This window comes from Hyphobacterium sp. CCMP332 (assembly GCF_014323565.1).
Lineage (GTDB): Bacteria > Pseudomonadota > Alphaproteobacteria > Caulobacterales > Maricaulaceae > Hyphobacterium.
This window is the reverse complement of sequence record NZ_CP058669.1, coordinates 1,370,628-1,386,125: the sequence shown is the minus strand read 5'-3', so window position 1 is coordinate 1,386,125 and position 15,498 is coordinate 1,370,628. Positions and strand designations below refer to the sequence as shown.

Below are 15,498 nucleotides of genomic sequence, written 5' to 3'. Positions count from 1 at the left end.
TGAGGAGATTGCCATGGCGCTTTCGCAATTACCAGTTTTAACCGGCGGGTTTCGTCTCCGGCGAAGGCGACGCCCGGCCGAGACGCTCCCGCACCAGCCCCACCATGCGGCGGCGGAAATTGCCCATGCGCAAGGGGGCGCCCAGGAAAACCGGCGTCAGGATGAGGGTCAGCAGGGTGGCAAAGCCCAGCCCCCAGACCACGGCGCTGGACAGCTGCACCCACCATTCCGATGACGGTCCGCCAATGCCGATCACGCCCGTCCCGAAATTGGCATTGATCTGGAAGACCATGGGCAGAAGGCCGAATATCGTGGTGATGGTTGTCAGCATCACCGGGCGCAGTCGCTGGGCCGCCGTGCGGACGATGGCGTCATCGATGCCGAAACCGGATTCGCGCAGGCGATGGAAGGTGTCGATGAGCACGATATTGTTGTTCACAACAATTCCGGCCAGCGTCACCACACCCGTCCCCACAAACAGCACGGAAATGTAGGAGAAAGAGAGCTGAATACCGATCATCACGCCGACAACGGACAGGACGACGGCCTGAAGCGTCAGGAAGACGTGCCAGAAATTGTTGAATTGCCACAACAGGATCACCGCCATCATGAACAGCGAGGCCAGCATGGCGACGGCGAAAAATTCGGCGGCCTCTGCCGTTTCCTCGTCCGCACCCCTGAAGCGGATGTCGACATCGGTTGAAATCCGGCCTGCGGCCTGTTCGGCATCGATCCAGGACCGCAACTCATCGCGCAGGAGATTGGCGGCAAAACCCGCATCGGCATTGGCACGGATCTCGATGACCCGCTTGCCATCGCGGCGATTGATAGAGTCGACGCGCTGATGCGCGCTGCGGGTCACAAAATTGCTGAACGGAACGGAGCCTTCGGGCGTATTCACACGCAATTGGTCCAGTGCATCAATGCCCCGATACTCGGCGGGGAAGCGGACGCGGATATCGACTTCCTCATCGGCATCATCGGGACGATAGCGTCCGACCAGCGCACCATTGGTGACGAGCTGAACAGCGGCCCCGATCTGGGCGATGTCGGCGCCGAACCGGCCGGCTTCCTCGCGATCGACCTGCAAGCGCCATTCGAGGCCCGGAAGGGGCAGTGTGTCCTCGATATCGACGAGCCCGTCAGTCTGGTCGAGGCGGGCGCGCACCATCCGGGCGGCGGCATCCAGCGCTTCGAAATTGTCGGACCGCAATTCCACCTGAACGTCCTTGCCGACGGGCGGCCCGTTCTCGAACGGCCGCACCTCGGTCACGAGGCCCGGAATATCGGCGACAGCCTCGCGGATATCGGCGAGGATGTCGCGGCCATCGCGGCGTTGCCCATGCGGGAAGAATTCGATGAAAATGCGGGCTACGGCATCCGACGGTGCGCCGGACACCCCATCATTGAAACTGCCTGACTGGGCCGCCGAACCAGCGGTGGTGAAATAGCCGCGGATACCGTCGATATTATCCAGACGTTCTTCCACCTGAACGGCGAGGCCGTATTGTTCGGCTGGGGAGAGATTGCCGCGCGCCCGCACGAAAACATAGACCTGCTCCGGTTCGGTATCGAGGAAGAATTCGGTCCGGTGCGGCGTCGCGCCGAACCAGAAAACGGTCCCGATCACCACGGCGAGCGTAACCGCTGCAACGGTGAGCGGCCGCTGCACGAGCGAGGCGATGGTCCGGGCGTACAGGCCGGTCACACCGGGCAGCTCTGTTGGCTTGGAAGCGCTTTCGGCTGACAACATGGCCAACGTGCCGGGATCGCCCTTCATCGGCTGTTTGCCGATAACCGAGCCCAGCGCGGGCAGGAAAACCAGCGCCATCACCAGGGCCGACGACAGAACGAAGATAAGCGTTGTCGGCAGGTAGGCCATGTATTGCCCGGGAATCGTGTTCCAGAACAGGAAGGGCAGGAAAGCGGCGAGTGTGGTGCCGGTCGAGGACACGATCGGCCAGAACATCCGTTTGCCAGCCAGCGCATAGCTTTCGCGGCGCGGCGTGCCTTCGGCGAGTTTCCGGTCGGCATATTCGACCACGACGATGGCACCATCGACCAAGAGGCCCACGGCCAGCACCATGGCGAACATCACCATGAAATTCACCGAATAGCCGAAAATGCTCAGCAGCAGGAACGAGAACAGGAAGCTGGACGGTATGGCGATGCCCACCAGCAGGGCGGACCGCAGACCGAGCGCCGCGACTACGAGAATCATCACCAGAACAATCGCCAGCGTGATCGAGCTGGTCAGGCTGTTGAGGCTGTCCTGTACATAGGTCGACACATCCAGCGAAAAGGCGTGGCCGACCGATTCCGGCCAGTTGCCGGCGGCGATTCCTACCGCTTCGCGCACCTCGGACGTCATGTCGATGACATTGGCACCGGGCCGGCGGACGACCTGCAGCGAGAAGGCCGGACGGCCATTATAGCGGGCGAAGCCGTCGCGGTCCTTGAAGGTCCGGCGCACATCCGCCAGATCCGCCAGCGTGACAACAGAATCGCCATTGCGCGCAACGACCAGAGACAGGGCATCCTCGGCGGATTCAAACAGGCCGGGCACCTTGACCTGGAAACGCGCATCGCCCGTATCAAGCGCACCGGCGGCCACCAGCTGATTGTTGGACTGGACGGCGTTGATCACCTGTGCGGACGAAATGCCGTAGGATGTCAGACGCGCCGGATCGATAATGACTTCCAGCAATTCCTCGCGGGCCCCCGCCAGGTTGGCTTCCAGAACGGAAGGCAGGCTTTCCAGCTCGTCCTGCAGATCGCGCGCCAGGCGATAGAGCGCGCGCTCGGGGACATCGCCGTAAAGCTGGACCACAATTGCCGGGGCCAGCGCGGCATTGACTTCCCGCAAGACGGGCTCGCGGGCATCCTCGGGAAATTCGCGGCGCGCCAGATCGATGGCTTCGCGGACATCCAGGATGGCCTGATCGGCATCAAAGGTGACGTCAAATTCGAGCACCATCGAGCCGGCCCCCAGCTGACCTGTTGTGTTCAGCTCCTCGAGGCCCTCAATGGCGCGAAGCTCTGTCTCTGCCGGCCGCAGGATAAGCCGTTCGGCGTCTTCCGGGGACAGCCCTTCCAGCGGGACGATGACACCTACGAAGGGGATCGGGACATCGGGGTCTGATTCCTTCGGCGCGGTCACATAGGAGACCAGCCCGGCCATCAGCAACACGCCGAAAATGACGAGGATCATCCGGACCCGGTTGACGGCAAAATCGACGATACCGGTCATTGTGCCGTCACCGATTCAACCACTGCGCCGTCCTCGACAAAATCCTGACCCTGGACGATGACGCGGGCAGGGTCGGGCAGACCGGACACCCAGCTGCCGCCGGATTCATCCGACAGCCATTCAACCTCGACGAAGCTGACGCGGTCGTTGGCGTCAATAATACGAACGCCGATATTGCCGTCCTCGTTCAGCGCCAGAACTGTGGTCGGCACCAGGTGGGCGGGTCGTGGCGGCAATGGAATGATGATCTCGGCGGTAATACCGGATCGCAATTCGCCATCAGGATTCGAAATGGCGAGTTCGGTCCGGAAAGTGCGGGTCGCCGGATCCGCCTGGCGCGAAATGCGGCGGATGGTGCCATTCTCGATTTCCCCGGTGATGAGGCGGACCTGTCCGGCCATGCCGGCCTCCAGCGCGCCGACCTCGCGCTCGGCGACCTGAGCTACCGCCAGCAGCGGGTCGAGCTCCAGCACGGTGCCGCAAGGCTGGCCGGGTGACAGGAAATCGCCGATTTCCGCGTCGCGGCTGTCAAACCATCCGTCGAAGGGCGCGCGGATGAAGATGTTCGCCATTTCCTGCTGGGCGGCCTCGAGCCGGGCCCGGGCCCCATCCCGCGCAGCTTCAAGCGCGGAGACCGAATTCTGCGAGCGATAGCCGCGATCACTGAGGGTGACAGCGCCTTCATATTCCTGCTGCGCGGCGCGCAGATCGGCCCGGGCCTGGTCCAGAGCGGCCTGGCGGGCATCGACTTCCAGGCGGCATAGCAGATCGCCCTCCGATACCCGTGCGCCTTCCGGTGCCGGAGCCTCTACAACGCGGCCGCCGGTTTCCGCACGCACCGATACTTCGCGGACCGCCTGGGTACGGCCCCGCAGTGAAATATATCCGGGCTGTTCGTCGGCATGGAAGATTTCATAGACAACACGGGGGGCCCGCGACGGGGCCTGTCCGTCTTCTGCGGCCGGTCCGCTGTCGCGATTATTGAACAGCGATCCGAACAGGAAAAAGGATCCGACAATGATGATGATGGCGAAAGCAGCGATATAGCGGCCATTGAAGCGCATAGTGGGTATCCGTCCGTTTCGCCCGCAGGCCATGTTGCATGTGCGAGATAGGCCGATTTTGCGACGGAATACAGACCGAACATCAAAATTGATCAGTGTTTTTCAATTTTGAGCGGCAATTTATGATGCGGGAGGTTTCATTGCTGGCTCCCTGGGACGGGCTCGAACCGCCGACCCGGTGATTAACAGTCACCTGCTCTACCAACTGAGCTACCAGGGAAAAGCCTTAGCAATGAGGCCGGGGCTATACCACTGGATTTGTTCCGGCGGCAAGCCTTGATGCTCCAACAAATGCACAAAGAAAAATCGGGAGCCAGTGAGGCTCCCGACAAGGCATTGGGTGGATGGTGGGGTGTCTTCACGGGAAGACCTACATACATTCCCAGAAGAGGGTAAATGCGAGGTTAACGCTCTGGCCTTTTGGTCGAAAAAGATTCAACCTGATTGCAGAAGTCTTAGCGGGAGGCGCGGAAACATGCGTGAATACACAACATATGGCGATTTCTTTCCCTACTACCTACAAGAACACGCCAAGCCGGAAACGCGGATATTTCATTATATCGGCTCGATTCTGGCTATCGGTGTGCTGGTCTTTGCGCTGGCGACGATGAATTGGTGGCTTTTGCTGGCGGTACCGCTCTCGGGCTATTTCTTCGCCTGGGTCAGCCATGCCTTCATTGAAAAGAACAAGCCGGCGACCTTCACTTATCCGCTTTGGTCGCTACGCGGCGATTATCACATGCTGTTTCTGGCCATGACCGGAAAGCTCGAATCGCAATTGCAGCGCGCCGGTGTCGCGTCGCCGGCGGCCGAGTAATCTTTCGTTTCCGGCTGAAAGTGTTGGAGGCTCCGCCCGGAATCGAACCGGGGTACACGGATTTGCAATCCGCTGCGTCACCACTCCGCCACGGAGCCATCCCTGCGGTGAGCGCGGTTTGTAACCGAGCCAAAACGTTCCGGCAACGTGTTCTCGCACGATTGCCGTCATCAGGTGTTGCCGCAAGCTTTCAACGCGCGATATAAGCGCCACGCCTTGGTAAATCAGAGGGGGCCCACGTGCCGGATTTTTCCCGTGAACGCGATGCAATGGTCGACAGCCAGATCCACACAGCTGACGTCACCGATCGCCGTCTTCTGAAAGCGCTGCGCACCTTGCCGCGCCATAAATTCATGCCGAAAAGCAAAGCGGCCATTGCCTATGCCGATTGCGAAGTCGAAGCGGCGGCTGGCCGCTGGATGCTGCGTCCGCGGGATCTGGGCCTTTTGATTCATGCCGCGCATGTGCAGCCGGACGAGCTGGTGCTCAACATTGCCAGCGGCCGCGGCTACGCCGCTGCCGTGCTGTCTCGCATGGCGGAAACCGTTGTTTGCGTGGAGGCGGACGCAACACTGGTGAAGAAATCCTCCGACGCGCTCGCCGATGCCGGATGCGATAATACCGCCGTGCTGGAAGGCGATCCGCTCAAGGGCGCGCCAGGGCAGGGTCCTTACGATGTGATCTTTGTCGAAGGTGCAGTTGAAGAAACGCCGCGCGTCTGGTTCGACCAATTGAAAGACGGAGGCCGTCTGGCGGTGATTGTTCGCCGGGGATCCATTGGCAAGGCGATGATTTACACGCGATCCGGCGACAGCATTGGTCAGCGCGTGGTTTTCGATTCAACACCGCGAATCATTCCGGGTTTCGAAAAGGACGCCGGTTTCGTCTTTTGATGCGGCAATGCGTCACTTGAATTTCCGGACGCGTTCATTACTTGAACAGCGTTCACTGCTCGGTGGTTTTGCGAACCTTACAAAGCCGACACTATGCCTGCACGCATTCCTGTATAAACTGGGGTGGAATTCGAGGGTTGCACATGTTCAGAAAAATCATCTCCACCGGCGCGCTCGCCGCTGCCTTGCTCACGCTTCCGGCGCAAGCCCAAACGTTTGAGGAAACGCTGGAGCTGACCTACCGCTCCAATCCGACATTGCAGGCAGAACGCGCTGGCCTCAGGGCCGCAGAAGAATCTATCACCCAGGCACGGTCCGGATGGTTGCCCAATGTTTCGGCTTCGGCCGGAATCAGCAATACGACGACGGAAAGTTCGGGCGGGTTCTTCAACCAGTCCAATACGGTGACCCCACAGACCTACCGGATTGATGCCAGTCAGGCGATCTGGCGCGGCGGCGAGATCAATGGCGCGATCAGTCAGGCCGAGGCCAATGTGCAAGCGACGCGCGAGCAATTGCGGGGCTCGGAACAAACCATCCTCCTTCAGGCGGCAACTGCCTATCTGGATGTCCGCCGCGATGTCGAGATCGTGGAAATTCGCCGCAACAATGTCGAAGTGCTGCTGGCGCAGCTCGATGCGGCCGAAGATCGCTTCGAAGTGGGCGAGATTACGCGCACCGATGTCTCGCAGGCCGAAGCGCGGCTCTCGAGTGCGCGGGCCCAGTTTGCCGCCGCACTTTCGCAACTGGCCGCCAGCCGCGCGCGGTATGCGGCGTTGGTCGGTCAGTATCCGGCGACGCTGGCCGCCGAACCACCCCTTCCGGAATTGCCGGAAGCCCTTGAAGACGCTCTGGAAATCGCGCTCGATTTCAGCCCGACGCTTCGCGCAGCGGCTTTCACCGAAGACTCGGCGCGTGCCTCCATTCAGACCGCGCGCGGTGCGTATGTGCCCGATGTTTCGCTCTCGGCATCGGCCAGCCGCGGACGGGATCAGCAGATATCCGGCGATCAGACCGACCGGGTATCGGTTGCCGCCCAGGTGTCGGTGCCGCTTTTCACCGGCGGCCTCAATCGCTCGCGCGTGCGTCAGGCCGTTTTCAATGCGGATCAGGCGCGGATGCGGGTGACGGCAGCGCGCCGTCAGGTTACCGAAGTCGTCACTACGGCGTTCAATAATCTGGTGGCCAGCCGCTCGGTGATTGCCTCCAGCCAGCAATCGGTTGAAGCCAATGAAATCGCCCTGGAAGGGGTACAGCAGGAAGCGTTTGTCGGCCTGCGCACAACGCTGGATGTTCTGAATGCGGAGCAGGAATTGCTGGATGCGCGCCTGACTCTGGCCAGCGCCCAGCGTGATTCCTATGTCGCGGGCCTGACGCTGTTGCAAGCCATGGGGCTACTCACTGCGGATACACTGAGCATTGTTGGCGAGCCGGAACCCTATGTGTCCGAGGCTGCAGGCGGTGATTTCGACTTCACGCCGTGGAATTAACCGTAAAAAACTGGTGTTTCCGGGTGGACAGTTGGCCCGAAGACCGGCTTTAATTCGCCCAACAGGGGAAGCGTTGGAAGAGGGATTGCCCGCTCATGCCTACAGAAGCTGCAGAAAACGAACCATCCATGGAAGAAATCCTCGCATCGATCCGGCGGATCATTGACGAGGATGAGGACGGTGGCGAAGCCGAGGCTCCGGCCGGGGAGGCACAGGCAGCCGAGCCGGAACCTGCCGCCGAAGCGGCGCCAGAACCCGCACCGGAACCCGAGCCCGCGGTAGAGGCCGCACCCGAGCCGGAACCGCCTGTTGAAGACGACGTTCTTGAGTTGACCGAAAAAGTTGAAGAGGTTGGTGGCGGCACGGATCCGCTCTCGATTGATGATGATCTGATGATTGTCGACCGCGAAGAAGATGATCCCGTTGTGGAATTGCCCGAGCCGGAGCCGGAACCCGCGCCTGCGATGGAAGCCGCACCCAAGCCGGCACCGGAACCGGAAGCCGATGAAGAAACGCTTGTCGGAGCGCCTGCCGCGACGGCCGCCGCCGGCGCCTTCGATGCTCTGGCCGAAAACCTGCGTGTTGCCAGCGCCGACGGCCTGACCCTTGAAGGGATTGTGCGCGAGATGATGCGCCCGATGCTGAAAGAGTGGCTCGACGCAAATCTGCCGCGGATCGTGGAAGAAAAAGTCGAAGGTGAAATTGAACGCATTTCGCGTCGACGCTAGGCCCTGAACTGAAACAGAAAAGAATAGGGCGTCGACGAAATCGTCGGCGCCCTTTATGTATCCGCCGCCATGCTAGAAAAAACATTCGAACCGAACGCTGCCGAACCGCGCCTCTATGCGCAATGGGAAAACGCCGGAACCTTCCAGCCGAAGGATGATCCGCAAGCGGAAACCTATTCCATCGTCATTCCGCCCCCCAATGTGACCGGCAGCCTGCATATCGGGCATGCGCTGAACAATACGCTGCAAGACGTGCTGATTCGCTATCATCGCATGCTGGGCAAGGCCGTGCTGTGGCAGCCGGGCACAGATCATGCCGGGATTGCCACCCAGATGGTGGTCGAGCGCCAGCTGGCCGCAGAGGGCAATATATCGCGCCGTGATATGGGCCGGGAGGCCTTCATCAAGCGCGTCTGGGAATGGAAAGAGGAATCCGGCGGGACCATCCTCAACCAGCTACGCCGGCTGGGCGCGTCCTGTGACTGGAGCCGCGAACGCTTCACCATGGATGAGGGCCTGTCGAAAGCCGTGCTCAAGGTTTTCGTGGAGCTTCATCAGCAGGGCCTGATCTACCGCGACAAAAGGCTGGTGAACTGGGATCCGCATTTCCAGACGGCGATTTCCGATCTGGAAGTGGAAAATCGCGAAGTCGACGGGCATTTCTGGCGCTTCCGCTATCCGCTGGCCGACGGCTCGACCTACAAATTCCCGATTGCCTTTGATGAGGACGGCAAGGCCACGGAGTGGGAGGAGCGCAACTATATCGTGGTTGCCACCACGCGCCCGGAAACCGTTCTCGGCGATACAGGCGTAGCCGTGCATCCCGATGACGAGCGCTATGCCGGCCTCGTGGGCAAGACCATCCGCCTGCCGATTGCCGATGTAGACATCCCGATCGTGGCCGATGAGCATGCCGACCCGGAACAGGGCTCGGGCGCGGTGAAGATTACACCGGCGCATGATTTCAATGACTTCATGGTGGGAGAGCGCCAGGGCTTGCCGATGGTCAATCTGTTTGACCGTGAGGCGCGGCTGATCTCCGAGATCACCGATGAAAAGGTCGACGGGCTGGACCGTATCCCTGAGGAGTGGCGCGGGCTGGACCGGTTCGAGGCACGTGAAAAACTTGTCGCCCGGATGGATGAACTCGGCCTGCTGGACGGGATTGAGGACCGCAAGGTGCAACAGCCCTTTGGCGACCGCTCCGGCGTCGTGGTGGAACCCTTCCTGACGGATCAGTGGTTCGTGAAGGCCGATGTGCTGGCCAGGGACGCCATCGCGGCGGTTGAGGACGGGCGCACGGCTTTCCATCCCAAGAATTGGGAAAAGACCTATTTTGAATGGATGCGCAATATCCAGCCCTGGTGCATTTCGCGGCAGCTCTGGTGGGGGCATCGGATTCCGGCGTGGTATGATGAGGACGGTAATGTCTATGTCGCCGATAGCGAGGAAGAAGCCGTTGCCAAGGCCGGTGGTAAAACGCTGACGCAGGACGAAGACGTTCTCGACACCTGGTTTTCGTCTGCGCTTTGGCCGTTCTCGACGCTGGGCTGGCCGGAAGAAACCGATGAGCTGAAGCGCTTCTATCCGACGAGCGTTCTGGTGACGGCGTTCGACATCATCTTTTTCTGGGTTGCCCGGATGATGATGCAGGGCCTCCATTTCATGAAAGAGGTGCCTTTCCCGGATATCTATATCCATGCGCTGGTGCGCGACGAGCACGGCGCGAAAATGTCCAAATCCAAGGGCAATGTGATCGACCCCCTGGAGCTGGTCGATGAATTTGGGGCCGATGCGGTGCGCTTCACGCTGGCCGCACTCGCCGCGCAGGGCCGCGACATCCGCATGTCGAAGGACCGCGTTGAGGGTTATCGCAATTTCGGCACGAAACTGTGGAATGCGGCGCGCTTCTGCCTGATGAATGACTGCCTGCTGGATCCGGATTTCGATCCGAAAGCGGTGAAGCAGACCGTCAATCAATGGCTGCTGGGCGAAGCCGAAGCCGCCACCAAAGCCGTGGCGCAAGGCCTTGAAACCTATCGCTTCAACGAGGCGGCCAGCGCCGCCTATCGCTTTGTCTGGAATGTGTTCTGCGACTGGCATCTGGAATTTGCCAAGCCGCTCTTCAATGGCGAGGACGAGGCCGCGAAAGCCGAGACGCGCGCGACAACCGCCTATGTGCTGGAAATCGCTTTGAAGCTGCTGCACCCTTTCATGCCCTTCATCACCGAGGAATTGTGGGCGAAGACCGCCGGGCCGGAGGGCCGGGACAGCCTGCTGATCGTTGCGGACTGGCCGCAACCGCAAGGCCTCGCCAATGCGGCGGCACAGGACGAGATGAACTGGCTGGTCAACCTGATCACCGAAATCCGCAAGCTACGCTCGGAAATGAATATCCCCGCCAAGGCCCGGCCCGCCGGCCTGGCCATTTCCGGCGATGTGGCGCTGGCCGAATGCCTGAAGCGCCATTCCGCCCTGATCTGCCAGCTGGCACGGCTGGACAGTATTGCGCTGGCAGATGCGGCACCCGAAGGCTCGGCGCAGATCGTGGTCGGCGAGACGACCTATGCGCTGCCGCTGGAAGGGGTGATCGATTTCGACGCCGAGCGGACACGGCTGGACAAGGAAATCGCCAACACCGCCGGCGAGATTGCACGGCTAGAGAAAAAGCTGGGCAATGAGCGCTTTGTCGCCAATGCGCCTGCCGCTGTGGTCGAGGCGGAACGCGCCAAGATGGCGGATTATGCCGCTCAGAAGGCGGCGCTGGAAGAGGCCCGGGCGCGTCTGGGGTGACTTTCCATACCCCGCGGCCCTCGGGCTTGACCCGAGGGTCCATCTTTCAAGAGTTGATTGATCCCCGGATCAAGTCCGGGGACCCCGGAAATCATTTGCGTGATCTGATGCTGGCGCTAACTTTGCCGAATGACTGATTCCCAACGCCTTTCACCCGAAATGGAAACCATCTGGAAGGAAGAGCTCTCGCCCTTCCTGTCCGAGCGTGAAGACCGCCGCAAGGATGCGGTAAAGCGCCTCGTTCTGGGGGTTGGAGGGGGCGTCGTCATCGGCGTCATTGCCGCCATCTTCTTTGTATCGAATGCTGCCGAACCGTTGGGCTTCTTCGCCTTTATCGTGGCGGTCATGGGCGGGAGTTATCTGGGCAGCACCAAATTCATGGCGCTGCGCAAGGAAGTGAAGGTGGGGCTTTTAAACCGCCTCGCCGAAGCCTCGGCCATGCAATATGCGCTGAAACCGGCGGCTCCGGCGCGCTTCCAGGTGTTCCGCGAGCACGGGCTGATCCCGTCTTCGCAACGCGAGAGTTTCGAGGATCATTTCATCGGTGAACGTCATGGCTCCGTTTTCGAGCTCTATGAAGCCAAGCTGGAACAACGCCGCCGATCCAACAAGAAAACCACCTGGGTCACGGTGTTTCGCGGCCTGCTGATCCGCGTGGAGTTTCCGCGGACAGTGGAAGGGGTGACCGTCATCACCCGCGACCAGGGCATATTCAATGCGCTGGAGGGCTGGGGGCGGAAGAATTTCGGCAATACCAAGCTCGAACGTGTCGGTCTGGTCGATCCGAAATTTGAAAAGATTTTCGAGGTCTATTCCACCGATCAGGTGATGTCGCGCTATCTTCTGACACCGACCTTCATGGAACGCCTGCTGGCCCTTGAAACGGCTGTCAAAGGCAAGAAGGTCCGCGCGGCGTTTGACGAGCGGCATGGCGGCGGCGAGCTCCTCATCGCGGTCGAGACTGGGAACCTGTTCGAACCGGGCAGCCTGTTCAAACCGCTGGATGATGAAAAGCGCGTGCGGACCCTGCTGAGCGAGATCGAACTGGTGACAGGCATGCTGGACCTGATGGTGCGTCCGCCCGAGCTCGGCGAGAATGTTCTGGCGGAAAGCTAAAACGCGAACGTCCCGACAACAGGAACATGATCGGAGGCCTTGGCCTTGCCGCGCGTCGCCTTGTGGATATCCACCGATTTCAGATGATCGGCCGCCTGTGGCGAACACAGCAGATGATCGATGCGGATGCCATGATCCTTTTGCCAGGCCCCGGCCTGATAATCCCAGAAGGTGTATTGATGGGCGCGGCCATCGCATTGCTCGAAGGCGCTGGTAAAGCCCAGCCACAGAAGTGAGCGGAAGGCTTCGCGGGATTCCGGGCGGGTGAGGGCGTCGCCTTCCCAGGCGGCGGGATCGTGGACATCGGCATCACCGGGAATGACATTGTAATCACCCGCGAGCACGAGATTTTCCTCATAGGTGAGGAGTTCTTCGGCGCGCGCCTTCAGGCGCTTCATCCAGCCCAGCTTGTAATCAAATTTGGGACCGGGAGCGGGGTTGCCATTGGGCAGGTAGATGGACGCCACGCGCACCACGCCGTCATCGGTCGAGATCACAGCTTCCAGATAACGGGCCTGCTCGTCCGCATCATCGCCCGGCAGTCCGGCAATGCTTTCGTCGATCGGGAATTTCGAGAGAATGGCCACGCCATTATAGGATTTCTGGCCGTGGGTTTCGACATTATAGCCGAGGTCCTCGATCTCCAGACGCGGGAAATTCTCGTCGATACATTTGATTTCCTGCAGGCAGGCAATATCCGGCGCGGCTTCACGCAGCCAGTCGAGCACGTTTTCAAGCCGTGCCTTGACGGAGTTGACGTTCCAGGTGGCGATGGTGATGGTCATCGGCGGTCTTTCTTTGGCGGGAGCAAATCACGGACAACAAATGGATAGCATCGTCCGCACGGAGGATCACCTCTCAGAAGGGCTTGCGTCTGTTAATGGTGGTGATCGCAAACCATTGCGTCATTGCCCGGCCGTGCTTGCGCGGTTCCGGGCAATCTCATTTGAAAAGAGATCACCCGAATAAGTCGGGTGATGACGGGGGCAAGAAAGGCGAGCAGCGCATCGATGTGCGCCAATCAAAACCCCCGGAAACTCGCGATCTCTTCCACGCTCGCGCGTTCGGTGCGCATCGTATTGAGCGGCGCGTCCGGATCGGCATAGCCTAGGGCGAGGCCGCAATAGACCTGTTCATCCTCCGGCAGATCCAGCGCTGTGCCGAGTGTCTTCGTAAACCTTGTCCAGGCTTCCTGCATGCAGGTGGCGAGGCCGCGGCCTTCGGCGGCGAGGGTGACGGCATAGATGAACATGCCCAGATGGGCCCATTGATTCGGATTCATCCGGGGGTCGATGGTGAAGAACATACCCACCGGCGCGCCAAAGAAATCGAAATTTCTCAGGACCTGACCCAGCCGCCCGGCCTTGTCTTCGCGCGGGATGGCGAGAATGTCATACATCTGCTCGCCGACCGCATACCGGCGCGCGCGATAAGGGTCCCAGAGCTTTTCCGGATAGACCGGGAAGGCGTTCTCATCGCCGAACGGATCGACCTCCAGCTTTGCTTTCACCGCATCAATGATGGCTTGCCGGGCTTCGCCAGTGACGACATGGACTTTCCAGGGTTGCAGATTGCCGCCGGACGGGGCCCAGCGGGCATCCTCCAGAATAGCACGGGCGGTGGCTTCGCTGACGGGCGTGTCAAGAAAACCGCGCGTGGAAATGCGCGAGCGCAGCGCGTCGAGAATGTCCATCAGATCGAAAACGAGACGCCGCAGCCGCACGCTGCCGTGGCGTGAGGGTTCTCGATCTTGAAGGTCGCGCCGATCAGATCATCGGCAAAATCGATCGTGCAATCGGCCAGGAAGGGCAGGGAGGCGCTGTCGATGGCGACCTTCGCGCCGTCCAGCTCCAGCACCGTATCATCGTCCGAAGCGGCCTGATCAACGCCGAATTTGTAGGAAAAGCCCGAGCATCCGCCGCCCTCCACGGAGATACGCATCACACCGGCCTTCTCGGATTCGAGAATGGCATTGATGCGTTTGGCGGCGCGTTCGGTCAGTTCAATCTGGGGGGCGGTCATGGGACGGCTCCGGCTTTCGTTTGCGGGTTACGTGATATATGGACCGCATTGGCCGGAACGCAAACCCGTTAAGGACAAGATGATGAGTGTGGGTGCCACAGATCGCAGCCGGGCGAAATATGCCTGCCACCCCTCGCAGACGCGTGGGCGGGTCTATCCGCAGGCGGACAGCGCGTCCCGCACCGCCTTCCAGCGGGATCGCGACCGCATCATCCACACAACGGCCTTCCGGCGGCTGAAAGAGAAAACACAGGTCTTTGTCGCCCACGAGGGCGATCATTACCGGACCCGCCTGACGCATTCGCTGGAGGTGGCGCAGATTGCCCGCACAATTGCCCGGGCCCTCAATGCCGATGAGGACCTCACCGAAGCCCTGGCGCTGGCCCATGATCTGGGTCATCCGCCCTTCGGTCATGCCGGCGAACGGGCGCTGGCCGAGTGCATGAAGGATTTTGGCGGGTTTGATCACAATGCGCATACGCTGCGCATAATCACCCGGTCGGAAGTGCGATATGCGGAGTTCGAAGGCCTGAACCTGACCTGGGAGACGGTGGAAGGTATCGTCAAGCACAATGGCCCGCTGGTGACGCAAGCCAGGGGCGAAGGCCAGCTCAATTGGGGCATTACCGATTATCCGCACTGGCGGGAGCTGGAATTGTCCACTTTCGCTTCGCTGGAGGCCCAGATCGCCGCCGTGTCGGATGATATTGCCTACAACAATCACGATATTGACGATGGTCTGCGCGCGGGCCTGCTGGATATTGACGAATTGGCGCAATTGCCGCTGGTGGGCGAGACATTGCGTTCGGTTCGCCGGCGCTATCCAGACGCTTCGGAGGAAACTCTCATCCTCGAGATGGTGCGCGAGCTGATCGGGCGGATGGTGACCGATGTGCTGAATGAGACCCGCACGCGCCTCGACCAACTCGATCCGGGCAGCGTCAACGATATTCGTATGGCAGGCCGGGAAACGGCCGCCTTCTCGAATGACATGCTGATCGGTCTCGCCGAAGTCCGCCGCCATTTATTTGCCAATATGTACAGGCATTACAAGGTGAACCGGGTCATGGCGCAGGCCGAACGTGTGGTGACGGAGCTGTTTACCTGTTTTCACTCCGACCCCGGACTGTTGCCGACCCGGTTTCGCGCCGGGGCAGGCGAGGCCGGGAGTGTGGAACTTGCCCGCCGGGTGTGTGATTATATCGCTGGTATGACCGACCGGTATGCTCTGGAGGAGCATCGGCGGTTATTCACAGTTCAGGGCTACTTCTGACCCCCGGAAACACCTTGTGTTGGTGTTATCCTGAAAGAGGTCAGGTGATTCG

At 60.6% G+C, this 15,498-nt stretch carries 12 protein-coding genes and 2 tRNA genes; 7 read left to right on the top strand and 7 right to left on the bottom strand.

Annotated features, from left to right (window positions below; genetic code table 11):
• Nucleotides 1-37: 37 nt before the first annotated feature.
• The 3 genes from HXX25_RS07070 to HXX25_RS07060 form a co-directional block, all read right to left on the bottom strand.
• On the bottom strand, nucleotides 38-3,250 hold the full coding sequence (locus HXX25_RS07070; protein WP_187165245.1) for an efflux RND transporter permease subunit: 3,213 nt from the start codon (nucleotides 3,248-3,250) through the stop codon (nucleotides 38-40).
• A complete protein-coding gene (locus tag HXX25_RS07065) occupies nucleotides 3,247-4,314 on the bottom strand; it encodes an efflux RND transporter periplasmic adaptor subunit (protein WP_187165244.1) in 1,068 nt (355 codons plus the stop codon). The genes HXX25_RS07070 and HXX25_RS07065 overlap by 4 nt, the downstream gene beginning before the upstream one ends.
• Before the next feature lie 144 nt (nucleotides 4,315-4,458).
• Nucleotides 4,459-4,534 (bottom strand) — tRNA-Asn (locus HXX25_RS07060).
• Nucleotides 4,535-4,789: 255 nt separating this feature from the next.
• Between HXX25_RS07060 and HXX25_RS07055 the strand changes: the two genes are divergently transcribed.
• Entirely contained in the window at nucleotides 4,790-5,131 is a 342-nt protein-coding gene (locus tag HXX25_RS07055; protein WP_187165243.1) for a DUF962 domain-containing protein, read from the top strand.
• A 24-nt stretch (nucleotides 5,132-5,155) separates the two neighbouring features.
• Here HXX25_RS07055 and HXX25_RS07050 read toward each other — a convergent pair.
• Nucleotides 5,156-5,229: transfer RNA gene (locus tag HXX25_RS07050), tRNA-Cys, on the bottom strand.
• A gap of 141 nt (nucleotides 5,230-5,370) precedes the next feature.
• Between HXX25_RS07050 and HXX25_RS07045 the strand changes: the two genes are divergently transcribed.
• The 5 genes from HXX25_RS07045 to HXX25_RS07025 all read left to right on the top strand — a co-directional run bounded on the left by HXX25_RS07045 (nucleotide 5,371) and on the right by HXX25_RS07025 (nucleotide 12,151).
• Entirely contained in the window at nucleotides 5,371-6,024 is a 654-nt protein-coding gene (locus HXX25_RS07045) for a protein-L-isoaspartate O-methyltransferase (protein ID WP_233346583.1), read from the top strand.
• 143 nt (nucleotides 6,025-6,167) lie between these two features.
• Nucleotides 6,168-7,514 carry a TolC family outer membrane protein gene (locus HXX25_RS07040; RefSeq protein ID WP_187165242.1) on the top strand — a complete coding sequence of 449 codons (1,347 nt, stop codon included), beginning with the start codon at nucleotides 6,168-6,170 and terminating at the stop codon, nucleotides 7,512-7,514.
• A 95-nt stretch (nucleotides 7,515-7,609) separates the two neighbouring features.
• Nucleotides 7,610-8,242 carry a DUF2497 domain-containing protein gene (locus HXX25_RS07035; RefSeq protein ID WP_187165241.1) on the top strand — a complete coding sequence of 211 codons (633 nt, stop codon included), beginning with the start codon at nucleotides 7,610-7,612 and terminating at the stop codon, nucleotides 8,240-8,242.
• A 69-nt stretch (nucleotides 8,243-8,311) separates the two neighbouring features.
• The gene (locus HXX25_RS07030) at nucleotides 8,312-11,035 is read left to right on the top strand and encodes a valine--tRNA ligase (RefSeq protein ID WP_187165240.1); all 2,724 of its coding nucleotides are present in this window, start codon (nucleotides 8,312-8,314) and stop codon (nucleotides 11,033-11,035) included.
• Between the two features lie 129 nt (nucleotides 11,036-11,164).
• On the top strand, nucleotides 11,165-12,151 hold the full coding sequence (locus HXX25_RS07025) for a DUF3137 domain-containing protein (RefSeq protein WP_233346582.1): 987 nt from the start codon (nucleotides 11,165-11,167) through the stop codon (nucleotides 12,149-12,151).
• Here the strand turns inward: HXX25_RS07025 and HXX25_RS07020 are convergent.
• The 3 genes from HXX25_RS07020 to HXX25_RS07010 all read right to left on the bottom strand — a co-directional run bounded on the left by HXX25_RS07020 (nucleotide 12,148) and on the right by HXX25_RS07010 (nucleotide 14,173).
• Nucleotides 12,148-12,936, bottom strand: coding sequence for an exodeoxyribonuclease III (locus tag HXX25_RS07020; RefSeq protein ID WP_187165239.1), 789 nt, complete (start codon nucleotides 12,934-12,936; stop codon nucleotides 12,148-12,150). The genes HXX25_RS07025 and HXX25_RS07020 overlap by 4 nt on opposite strands.
• Before the next feature lie 236 nt (nucleotides 12,937-13,172).
• Nucleotides 13,173-13,874, bottom strand: a complete 702-nt coding sequence (locus HXX25_RS07015) for a nitroreductase (RefSeq protein WP_233346581.1) — start codon at nucleotides 13,872-13,874, stop codon at nucleotides 13,173-13,175.
• Nucleotides 13,844-14,173: an iron-sulfur cluster assembly accessory protein gene (locus tag HXX25_RS07010; protein WP_187165238.1), complete on the bottom strand. Its 330-nt coding sequence runs from the start codon at nucleotides 14,171-14,173 to the stop codon at nucleotides 13,844-13,846. Before HXX25_RS07010 ends, HXX25_RS07015 begins: the two co-directional genes overlap by 31 nt.
• Before the next feature lie 82 nt (nucleotides 14,174-14,255).
• Here HXX25_RS07010 and HXX25_RS07005 point away from each other — a divergent pair, with 82 nt between their 5' ends.
• Nucleotides 14,256-15,446, top strand: a complete 1,191-nt coding sequence (locus tag HXX25_RS07005) for a deoxyguanosinetriphosphate triphosphohydrolase (protein WP_187167774.1) — start codon at nucleotides 14,256-14,258, stop codon at nucleotides 15,444-15,446.
• The last annotated feature ends 52 nt before the right edge of the window (nucleotides 15,447-15,498 follow it).

Excerpts from the sequence above, each read along its gene's own strand:
- HXX25_RS07070 (WP_187165245.1), bottom strand. The coding sequence starts at position 3,250 with ATGACCGGTATCGTCGATTTTGCCGTCAACCGGGTCCGGATGATCCTC.
- HXX25_RS07065 (WP_187165244.1), bottom strand. The coding sequence starts at position 4,314 with ATGCGCTTCAATGGCCGCTATATCGCTGCTTTCGCCATCATCATCATT.
- HXX25_RS07055 (WP_187165243.1), top strand. The coding sequence starts at position 4,790 with ATGCGTGAATACACAACATATGGCGATTTCTTTCCCTACTACCTACAA.
- HXX25_RS07040 (WP_187165242.1), top strand. The coding sequence starts at position 6,168 with ATGTTCAGAAAAATCATCTCCACCGGCGCGCTCGCCGCTGCCTTGCTC.
- HXX25_RS07035 (WP_187165241.1), top strand. The coding sequence starts at position 7,610 with ATGCCTACAGAAGCTGCAGAAAACGAACCATCCATGGAAGAAATCCTC.
- HXX25_RS07030 (WP_187165240.1), top strand. The coding sequence starts at position 8,312 with ATGCTAGAAAAAACATTCGAACCGAACGCTGCCGAACCGCGCCTCTAT.
- HXX25_RS07025 (WP_233346582.1), top strand. The coding sequence starts at position 11,165 with ATGACTGATTCCCAACGCCTTTCACCCGAAATGGAAACCATCTGGAAG.
- HXX25_RS07020 (WP_187165239.1), bottom strand. The coding sequence starts at position 12,936 with ATGACCATCACCATCGCCACCTGGAACGTCAACTCCGTCAAGGCACGG.
- HXX25_RS07010 (WP_187165238.1), bottom strand. The coding sequence starts at position 14,173 with ATGACCGCCCCCCAGATTGAACTGACCGAACGCGCCGCCAAACGCATC.
- HXX25_RS07005 (WP_187167774.1), top strand. The coding sequence starts at position 14,256 with ATGAGTGTGGGTGCCACAGATCGCAGCCGGGCGAAATATGCCTGCCAC.